Below are 9440 nucleotides of genomic sequence, written 5' to 3' on the forward strand. Positions count from 1 at the left end.
GCCCCGACGATCGTCGGCATGATGCACCTCGATGTGCCCCGGAACACCCTGCTGCGACGTTGCGACCTCTCCGGTCACGGCTTGAGCGACCGTCACGCGCGGCGCCTCGTTCGCGACGGCGTGCTGCTGAAAGCTCGACGGGGCGTGTTCCTCCGAGCGGACTGCGCGCCCTCCGTCGCCACGGCGGCACGCGCCGGAGGACACCTCGCGTGCGTCTCGGCCCTTCAGCTCGCCGGCGTGTTCGTGCACGGCGGGGCGACGGATCAGCTCGGCAGCCTCGGCGCCGTCCACGTGCAGGTCTCGGCCCGCGCCAGCCGGCTGCCCGTGCCCGCACGCGGCGCGGGAGTACGGCTGCACTGGGTCGAAGTCCGTCGCCAGCAGCCTCCCCAGCACGCCACCGTCGGAGTCTTCGACGCGCTCGTGCAGGCCGCGGGCTGTCAATCCCCACGGGCGACGATCGCGTCGATCGACTCCGCCCTTCACCTCGGGCTGCTCCACAAGGACGACTTGGACGAGCTGTTCGACGCGCTTCCGCGCCGGCATCGTCGGCTGCGTGGGCTCGTCGACGGTTTCGCCGAATCCGGACCAGAGACGCTCGTACGGCTGATGCTCCGCGGCCTCGGCGTCCGCCCAGAGCTGCAAGTGGAGATCCGCGGCGTGGGGCGTGTCGACCTGCTCGTCGACGGCTGGCTCGTCATCGAGTGCGACAGCCGCGCACACCACAGCAGCTGGGCCGACATCCGCAAGGACCGCCGCCGCGACCAGAAGCTCGCGGCCCTCGGATACGCGGTCTATCGCCCGATAGCCGAGGACATTCTGTACAACCCCGACACCGTGCTGAGTGCGCTCAAGGGGCTGCTGTTCGGGATGCGGCGTCGCTGACCCGTCGACAACTCCGGACGGATCGTCGCCCGGGCCGCCCCCAACCGCCCAACTCCCCATTCCTCCGGAGTTGTCGACGCGCTACGGGCGCAACACCGTCGCCGTCAGGACTCGACCGGCCCCAGCCAGGCCGAAGCGACCGTCGCGTGAGCGGACTCGGGGTCAGAGGGGTGGAAGAGCCCCGCGACCACGTCGCGATAGAGCCGGCTGAGCTCGGAGCGCGTGAAGTACGACGAGCCGCCCGCCGCGAGGACGGCGTCATCGACGACGGATTTCGCCATCGTCACGGCCCGATGCTTGACGCCGCTCAGCAGCGAGAACCAGCGGGCCCCGTGGTCGATGAGACCGTCGACGTCGCGGCAGAGCGCCTCGACCTGCGGGGGCAGCGCGTCGTAGGCGAGGGCCATTTCGGCGATGCGCCAGCGGATGTCGGGGTCCTGGCTGTACGTCTTGCCCGTCTTCTTCGAGGTGCGCTGCTGCACCGTCTCGACGGCGACATCGAGCGCCCGCCGCGCGATGCCGGTGTAGACCGAGGCGAGCAGCAGCTCGAAGACGCTGAAGATCCCGAAGACGATCGGGTCGGGATTGGGTCCTGGCGCCACACGCCGCACGACCCGGTCAGCCGGCGCGATCACGCCGTGCAACTCGGTCGTACGCGACTGTGTGCCGCGCATGCCCAGTGTGTCCCAGTCGTCGCGCGTCACGACGGCCTCTGACCGCGGAACGAAGGCATAGACCAGTTGCGGAGCATCGGGCGAGGTCGTGTCGAGGCCGTGCAGGCCCAGCTGCGTCCACACGGGGGCGAGTGACGTGAAGATCTTCGTTCCGGTGAACGCGTACCCGCCGTCGGGCTGAGGCGCCGCGTCGGTATCGCTGCCGAACAGCACGAGGTCGTTGCCAGCCTCACTGATCCCGAAGGCGAACACCTCGCCCGCGGCGGCGCCCTCCTGCACGAACCGCAGGCTGTCGATGCCGCGATCGGCGAGCACCTTGGCGACCCCCGTCCAGACGAGGTGCATGTTGATCGCGAGTGCTGTCGCAGGAGCAGCCGTCGCGAGGCGCTGCTGCAGAACGGATGCCTCGGCCAGGCCGAGCCCCGCACCCCCGAGGTCGCGCGGCACGAGGATCGCGAGGTAGCCGTTCGCCTTCAGATCGGCGAGGTCGTCCTCGGGAAAGGTGTTGTCCCGGTCATACACGACGGCGCGGGCACGGAAGCGCTCGAGGAGGTCGTCGGGCAGCAGGTCCGCGGGGTCGAAGGTCGTCATGACAGTGCCTCTCTCAGGTGCCCGATGGTGTCGTCGGGCTTGTCGCGGTGCGGCGAGTGGCCGGCGCCCGCGACGACGGACATCATCACGAGCGGGTTCGTGAGCACGTCGCGTGCGAGCGCGCCCGTGAAGATCGAGTACACCGTCGGGTCGGACGCGATGACGTGGGTCGGGATCGAGAGGCGGGATGCAGCGTCCCTTTCGTCCCACGTCGAGTTCTGGGCGCTCGTCTGCTCGACCGCCCAACGGCTGGCCTGCTGAGCCGACAGCGCCTTGAGCTCGATGTCGTTCTCGTGCCAGGTCGGATGCTCGGCGCGGATGGCCGCCGGCGTGGGGTCGGCGAACGAGCGTTCCAGGCTCGTGCGCACGATCTCGCGGTCGCGGGCGCCCAGGTGGATCGCGGGGTCGATCAGCACGAGTCTGCGCGTCCACTCTGGGTCGGTCGCGGCTGTCGCCGTGGAGGCCGCCGCACCGAGCGAATGGCCGATCACGAGGTCCCACGATCCGCCGTCATCGGGGCGTGTGACCGCGAGGTCGGTGGCATAAGCGGCGATCGTGTAGTCCAGGGCTCGCGGCGCCGTCCCGTGGCCGCGAAGGTCGACCGCGACCGCGTGCCAGCCGTCCTCGGCGAGGGCTATGCCGTAGCGCCACATGAGCGCGCCGTTCGAGCCCAGGCCGTGCACGAGCAGGGCGTGGCGATCCGCGGCGGGATCGCCCCAGGACAGACGGGGGAGGGTCACGGGAGCCGGCATGGTTCCAGGGTAGGCCGCGCCCGGGTCACAGGCCGAGGAGCTCCCCGCCGAAGACGATGATCGCCGCCGCGGGCACCACGACGGCTGCCGCAGCGAGCACGATGAGCACGAGGATGTTGCCGAGCAGGGTGAGCACGAAGGCTCCGGTCGCAGAGAGGTTCTTCGTCACACTCCAACGCTATGAACGCGGCCGGGGGTGCGGCATCCGTCTGCGGCACGACCTGCGTACCTCTCGAGGATGATCAGGGCTGGGTGAGGGTCGAGATCGGTTCGGTGTCGGGGATCGGGCTCACGTCACGGTGCCTCAGATCGGGGAACCAGCGCACGAAGACGACGGCGACGAGCAGCCCGGCGGCGGCGAATCCGGTTCCGGCGATGTACGCACCGCTCGGGCCGATGTCGTCGATGAGGAAGCCCGCGATCGACGACCCGGCTGCGGCGCCGATGAGCTGTCCCGTGCCGACCCAGCCATAGGCCTCGGCCGTCTCGCTGAACTTCACGCTCGCCGAGGTCATCGCGAAGATGACCGCGAGGGCGGGGGCGATTCCGATGCCGGCGAGCACGAGGGTGCCGCCGAGCCACCACACGTTGAGTGAGAGCATCGTGAGCGACAGGCCGACCGTGACGATGGCGAGGCGCCGCGCCATCGACCAGCGCCCCATCGGCAGGTGGCCGAGGGCGAGACCGCCGCCGAGGCTGCCGAAGGCGAAGACGGCGAGCACGAGGCCCGCCTCGAGGCCGCCGTGGTCGAACGTCGCGACGACGCCGGCCTCGACCGAGGCGCACGCGCCGATCAGCAGGAAGCCCACGACCGTCGCGAGCAGGACGGGTGGCTTGGCCAGCACGCGCCCGATCCCGCGGCGGCTCGGCGGAATCCGCACGCGCCCGAGTTCGGGGGACAGGACGAACCACGTGCCGCCGCCGATCAGCACGACGACGACGAGCAGGAGCGCGGGGACGGTTCCCACCTGCGTCGCGACGAAGGTGATGACGACGGGCGCGAGGATCCAGATGACTTCTTGCAGCGAGGCGTCCAGCGAGTACAGCGGCGTGAGCTGCTTGGCCGGCACCATCTTGGGGTAGATCGTGCGGACGGCGGATTGCACGGGCGGCGTCGACAGGCCGGCGATGAGACCCAGCGCCATGTACAGCGCAAGCGGCAGGACGAGCAGGGCGATCGAGAGGATCGCGAGCGCGCAGACGACGAGGGCGATCGAGATGACGCGCCGCATGCCCCAGCGGCCCATCCAGCGGCTGGTGACGGGCCCGGCCACGGCCTGCCCGATCGAGGTCGCCGCGAGCACGAGGCCTGCTGCCCCGTACGAGCCGGTGACGTGCTCGATGTGCAGCAGCACCGCCAGGCTCGTCATCCCATTGGGGAAGCGCGCCGTCAATTGCGCTGCCATGATCCGCCCGACGCCGGGCGTGCGCAGAAGCTCCCGGTACCCCGCCACGGATCAAAGGTAGTGCTTCGGGATGCTGCCGGGCGACACGCCCACGACACGCCAGGGCGTCCGATCATCGCCCGATCCGATGTCGGAACCCCCTCGTAGCGTCCCGCCTGTGGATCGTTTGAGTGCGGGGCCTCCGAAACTGGCGTGATCCTGGCCTTTTCGGACACCGCAGCCAGTGTCGATCCTGTGGATGAATCGGTGGACAACTTGTGTTGTACCTGTAGAGAACGGTGGAAAACTACACGGATGTAACTACTAGACCTTGTGGTGCTATCGAATGTCGGCACCCATATGTAGTATTGGACTCCCGGTGGGGGGAAACCGCCGGAAAGCATCGAATGTAAGGGGGAGACGGATCCACATGGCGATCACGGTCTACACGAAGCCGTCGTGCGTGCAGTGCACCGCGACGTATCGAGCACTCGACTCGAAGGGCCTCGAGTACGAGGTTCTCGACCTCTCCGAGGACCCCTCGGCACTCGAGCAGGTGAAGGCGCTCGGCTACATGCAGGCGCCTGTCGTCATCACCGATGAGGACCACTGGTCGGGCTTCCGTCCCGACAAGATCGACGAGCTCGCGTCTCGTCTCTGATCAGGACGCATCACTGAGGGGGAAGGCCATGCAGGTCGCCGTTGAGGCACCGCTGCTGGTGTACTTCTCCAGCGTTTCCGGCAACACCGCCCGCTTCATCGAGAAGCTGGGCATGCGTGCCGCACGCATCCCGCTGTATCCATCTCACGAACCCCTTCTCGTCGACGAGCCGTTCGTCCTGGTCACTCCCACCTACGGGGGCGGCCAGGGTCGAGGCGAAGAGAAGGGGGCCGTTCCCAAACAGGTGATCCGGTTCCTCAACGACGAGCGAAACCGTCGTCACATCCGCGGGGTCATCTCCGCGGGGAACACCAACTTCGGCGAGGCGTTCTGCCTCGCCGGCGACATCATCAGCCGCAAGTGCCGTGTGCCCCACTTGTATCGGCTAGAAGTATTCGGCACGCCCGAGGACATCGATCGCGTGAGCGACGGATTGGAACAATGGTGGAATCTGCAGTGACCGAGGCGCGGACCGACTTCAAGCACAACCCCGCGTTCGAAGGGCTGGATTACCACGCCCTCAACGCGATGCTGAATCTGTACGACGCCGACGGCAAGATCCAGTTCGACGCCGACAAGCGTGCGGCGAGGGAGTACTTCCTGCAGCACGTCAACCAGAACACGGTGTTCTTCCACTCCCTCAAGGAGCGGCTCGACTACCTCGTCGAGAAGGAGTACTACGAGCCGACCGTGCTCGAGAAGTACTCGTTCGACTTCATCTCGAAGCTCAACGACTTCGCGTACTCGAAGAAGTTCCGCTTCGAGACGTTCCTCGGTGCGTTCAAGTACTACACGAGCTACACGCTCAAGACCTTCGACGGCAAGCGCTACCTCGAGCGCTTCGAGGACCGCGTCGTCATGACGGCGCTGGGCCTGGCCGACGGCGATGAGAAGCTCGCGATGGACCTGGTCGAAGAGATCATTTCGGGTCGCTTCCAGCCGGCGACGCCGACGTTCCTCAACTCGGGCAAGGCGCAGCGCGGCGAACTCGTCTCGTGCTTCCTGCTGCGCATCGAAGACAACATGGAGTCGATCTCGCGCGGCATCAACTCGTCGCTGCAGCTGTCCAAGCGCGGCGGCGGCGTTGCCCTGCTCCTGTCGAACATCCGCGAAGCGGGCGCGCCGATCAAGCAGATCGAGAACCAGTCTTCGGGCATCATCCCCGTCATGAAGCTCCTCGAAGACAGCTTCAGCTACGCCAACCAGCTCGGTGCGCGTCAGGGTGCCGGCGCTGTCTACCTCAACGCCCACCACCCCGACATCATGCGCTTCCTCGACACCAAGCGTGAGAACGCCGACGAGAAGATCCGCATCAAGACGCTGTCGCTGGGTGTCGTGGTGCCCGACATCACCTTCGAGCTCGCCAAGAACGGCGAGGACATGTACCTGTTCTCTCCGTACGACGTCGAGAAGGTCTACGGCGTGCCGTTCGGTGACATCTCCGTCACCGAGAAGTACCGCGAGATGGTCGATGACGCGCGCATCAAGAAGACCAAGATCAACGCTCGCGAGTTCTTCCAGACGATCGCTGAGATCCAGTTCGAATCGGGCTACCCGTACATCATGTTCGAGGACACGGTGAACAAGGCCAACCCGATCAAGGGCCGGATCAACATGTCCAACCTGTGCAGCGAGATCCTGCAGGTCAACACGCCGACGACGTACAACGAGGACCTGTCGTACGACCAGATCGGCAAGGACATCTCCTGCAACCTGGGTTCGATAAACATCGCCCTCGCGATGGATGGCGGCAACATCGGCCAGACCGTCGAGACGGCCATCCGGGGGCTCACCGCCGTGAGCGACCAGAGCCACATCACCTCGGTGCGCTCCATCGAAGACGGCAACGACCGCTCGCACGCGATCGGCCTCGGGCAGATGAACCTGCACGGATACCTCGCCCGCGAGCACGTCCGCTACGGCTCGGAAGAGGGCCTCGACTTCACCAACATCTACTTCTACACGGTGCTCTACCACGCGCTGCGCGCGTCGAACGTCATCGCGAAGGAGCGGGGTCAGGTCTTCGACGGGTTCTGGGACTCCACCTACGCGTCCGGGGAGTTCTTCGACAAGTACATCGACCAGGAGTGGGTGCCGCAGACCGAGCGCGTCGCCGAGCTCTTCGCCGGTGTCCACATCCCCACGCAGGAGGACTGGACGGCGCTGAAGGCCAGCATCCAGAAGCACGGGATCTACAACCAGAACCTGCAGGCCGTGCCGCCGACCGGTTCGATCTCGTACATCAACAACTCGACGTCGTCGATCCACCCGATCGCGTCGAAGGTCGAGATCCGCAAGGAAGGTAAGCTCGGCCGCGTCTACTACCCGGCGCCGTTCATGACGAACGACAACCTCGAGTACTACGAGGACGCCTACGAGATCGGCTACGAGAAGGTCATCGACACGTATGCCGCGGCGACGCAGCACGTCGACCAGGGCCTGTCGCTCACGCTGTTCTTCAAGGACACCGTCACGACGCGCGACATCAACAAGGCGCAGATCTACGCGTGGCGCAAGGGCATCAAGACGATCTACTACATCCGCCTGCGGCAGCTGGCACTCGAGGGCACCGACATGACCGAGTGTGTCTCGTGCATGCTGTAGTGGCTTTGATCTGGGATTTTTCGAAAGGCAATCATGGCTGAGAAGCTGCAGCTCCTGAACCACGTGCAGGCGATCAACTGGAACCGCATCCAGGACGACAAAGACCTCGAGGTGTGGAACCGCCTCGTGAACAACTTCTGGCTGCCCGAGAAGGTGCCGCTGTCCAACGACATCCAGTCCTGGAATACGCTCACCGATGACGAGCAGATCCTGACGATGCGGGTGTTCACGGGTCTCACCCTGCTCGACACGATCCAGGGCACGGTCGGCGCCGTCTCGCTCATCCCCGACGCGATCACGCCGCACGAAGAGGCCGTCTACACGAACATCGCGTTCATGGAGTCGGTGCACGCCAAGAGCTACTCGTCGATCTTCTCGACGCTGTGCTCGACGAAAGAGATCGACGAGGCGTTCCGCTGGTCGACCGAGAACACGAATCTGCAGAAGAAGGCGCAGATCATCGTGGACTACTACCGCGGCGATGACCCCCTCAAGCGCAAGGTCGCTTCGACCCTGCTCGAATCGTTCCTGTTCTACTCGGGCTTCTACCTGCCGATCTACTGGTCGTCGAAGGCGAAGCTCACGAACACGGCCGATCTCATTCGCCTCATCATCCGTGACGAGGCCGTGCACGGCTACTACATCGGCTACAAGTACCAGCGCGGACTCGAGACCGTCGACCAGGCGACGCGCGACGAGCTGAAGGACTACACGTTCTCGTTGCTGTATGAGCTGTACGAGAACGAAGTTCAGTACACGCAAGACCTCTACGACCCCGTGGGTCTCACTGAAGATGTCAAGAAGTTCTTGCACTACAACGCCAACAAGGCGCTCATGAACCTCGGCTACGAGGCGATGTTCCCCTCGTCGGTGACGAACGTGAACCCCGCGATCCTGTCCGCGCTTTCGCCGAACTCCGACGAGAACCACGACTTCTTCTCGGGCTCCGGTTCGTCGTACGTCATCGGCAAGGCTGAGGCGACCGAAGACGACGACTGGGACTTCTAAAAGTCCAGGTCAAGCAGGTAATCACCGGATCGCACCATGAACACTGAGGCCCCCGCCAGCAGCTCGCATAGAGCCCACCGGCGGGGGCCTTGCCCACGTTTTGCCCACATTCTGTGAGCGGCTGACCTCCTCAGAGGGGACGAACGATGGCCAAGGGTGACATCAGTACGTACAACGAGGACGGCGTCTGGAAGCGAAGTACGGCGAGAACGGCATCAAGCTCGACCACACGACGGCCGCGCGCAGTCGGTCACGAACCGGTACCTGCTGGAAACGCCCAGCCGTGTGCAGGCGATCAACATCGAGGACCTGGTCACTCCGACCGCGAATCCTGCGATGGCCAAGACGTTGTTCGCTGGGCCAGCGTCGGGTCGCGCGTTTAGCCTGCCACAGTGCTCGGCTGCTCAGTAAATCTCAACGGCCTTCCAATCGGTTAGGCCCTCGTGTGCGCTTGTCGGCGCGCGCGAGGCCGTTCGCTCTGACAGAGCGGGGCAGGGCAGGTACTGATCCATCGGGTGGCCGCCGGCACGCAGGATGTATGCCGCGGGGCCGGGGCGAAGTGCGGGTGATCTTCGAGTTTCACCCTTGTTGCTGGTTTTCCCCGCCCCTACGTTGTGGCGTACAGAGAGGGGGTCCCCAGCTTCCCTCTCTCTTGGTGCAATGCCCGCTGCGAAAATCCGGGGTCGGTTCCGGCGACACGGCGGAAGGGTGGGCTTGGGTGACGCCAAGCGCCCAGGCCCACCGCATCTTGTTCGGATGCCGGTGAGCCACGAGAACGCCTCGGGGCTGCCGTATCGGTAGGTGACGTCTGAATTGGGCAGCCCAGCAGGGTGAGCAAAGTAGTGCCCCGTAGCGTGGTGTAGCCCACGGTGGCGGGCTCGTC

General features: G+C 65.6%; 9 protein-coding genes. 5 read left to right on the forward strand and 4 right to left on the reverse strand.

Translation table 11 applies throughout. The features are described 5' to 3' along the window. The first annotated feature begins 18 nt into the window (after window positions 1-18). Entirely contained in the window at window positions 19-882 is an 864-nt protein-coding gene (locus tag AC25YV_RS12385; protein WP_488124161.1) for a DUF559 domain-containing protein, read from the forward strand. A 104-nt stretch (window positions 883-986) separates the two neighbouring features. Here the strand turns inward: AC25YV_RS12385 and AC25YV_RS12390 are convergent, their stop codons facing one another. The 4 genes from AC25YV_RS12390 to AC25YV_RS12405 form a co-directional block, all read right to left on the reverse strand. After that, window positions 987-2147: an acyl-CoA dehydrogenase family protein gene (locus tag AC25YV_RS12390; RefSeq protein ID WP_488124162.1), complete on the reverse strand. Its 1161-nt coding sequence runs from the start codon at window positions 2145-2147 to the stop codon at window positions 987-989. Then, a complete protein-coding gene (locus AC25YV_RS12395) occupies window positions 2144-2899 on the reverse strand; it encodes an alpha/beta fold hydrolase (protein ID WP_488124163.1) in 756 nt (251 codons plus the stop codon). The genes AC25YV_RS12390 and AC25YV_RS12395 overlap by 4 nt, the downstream gene beginning before the upstream one ends. A 25-nt stretch (window positions 2900-2924) precedes the next feature. Next, window positions 2925-3068, reverse strand: a complete 144-nt coding sequence (locus tag AC25YV_RS12400) for a hypothetical protein (RefSeq protein WP_488124164.1) — start codon at window positions 3066-3068, stop codon at window positions 2925-2927. 73 nt (window positions 3069-3141) lie between these two features. After that, on the reverse strand, window positions 3142-4353 hold the full coding sequence (locus tag AC25YV_RS12405; RefSeq protein WP_488124165.1) for an MFS transporter: 1212 nt from the start codon (window positions 4351-4353) through the stop codon (window positions 3142-3144). Between the two features lie 361 nt (window positions 4354-4714). On the opposite strand from AC25YV_RS12405, the gene nrdH reads away from it, so the two are divergent. Genes nrdH through nrdF form a run of 4 tightly spaced genes read left to right on the forward strand, consistent with a single transcriptional unit; the run spans window position 4715 to window position 8557 of the window. After that, complete coding sequence (nrdH, locus tag AC25YV_RS12410) at window positions 4715-4945, forward strand: glutaredoxin-like protein NrdH (RefSeq protein ID WP_488124166.1); 231 nt, start codon at window positions 4715-4717, stop codon at window positions 4943-4945. 28 nt (window positions 4946-4973) lie between these two features. Further along, a complete protein-coding gene (nrdI, locus tag AC25YV_RS12415; RefSeq protein WP_488124167.1) occupies window positions 4974-5405 on the forward strand; it encodes a class Ib ribonucleoside-diphosphate reductase assembly flavoprotein NrdI in 432 nt (143 codons plus the stop codon). After that, window positions 5387-7549: a class 1b ribonucleoside-diphosphate reductase subunit alpha gene (nrdE, locus tag AC25YV_RS12420; protein ID WP_488124168.1), complete on the forward strand. Its 2163-nt coding sequence runs from the start codon at window positions 5387-5389 to the stop codon at window positions 7547-7549. The genes nrdI and nrdE overlap by 19 nt, the downstream gene beginning before the upstream one ends. A 33-nt stretch (window positions 7550-7582) precedes the next feature. Further along, window positions 7583-8557 (forward strand): class 1b ribonucleoside-diphosphate reductase subunit beta, encoded by a 975-nt coding sequence (gene nrdF / locus AC25YV_RS12425; RefSeq protein ID WP_488124169.1) that lies wholly within the window; start codon window positions 7583-7585, stop codon window positions 8555-8557. Window positions 8558-9440: the final 883 nt, after the last annotated feature.

Source organism: Microbacterium sp. Y832 (assembly GCF_057669765.1).

Coding starts and splice junctions, on each gene's coding strand:
- AC25YV_RS12395 (WP_488124163.1), bottom strand. CDS start 2,899: ATGCCGGCTCCCGTGACCCTCCCCCGTCTGTCCTGGGGCGATCCCGCC.
- nrdI (WP_488124167.1), top strand. CDS start 4,974: ATGCAGGTCGCCGTTGAGGCACCGCTGCTGGTGTACTTCTCCAGCGTT.
- AC25YV_RS12385 (WP_488124161.1), top strand. CDS start 19: ATGATGCACCTCGATGTGCCCCGGAACACCCTGCTGCGACGTTGCGAC.
- nrdF (WP_488124169.1), top strand. CDS start 7,583: ATGGCTGAGAAGCTGCAGCTCCTGAACCACGTGCAGGCGATCAACTGG.
- AC25YV_RS12390 (WP_488124162.1), bottom strand. CDS start 2,147: ATGACGACCTTCGACCCCGCGGACCTGCTGCCCGACGACCTCCTCGAG.
- nrdH (WP_488124166.1), top strand. CDS start 4,715: ATGGCGATCACGGTCTACACGAAGCCGTCGTGCGTGCAGTGCACCGCG.
- nrdE (WP_488124168.1), top strand. CDS start 5,387: ATGGTGGAATCTGCAGTGACCGAGGCGCGGACCGACTTCAAGCACAAC.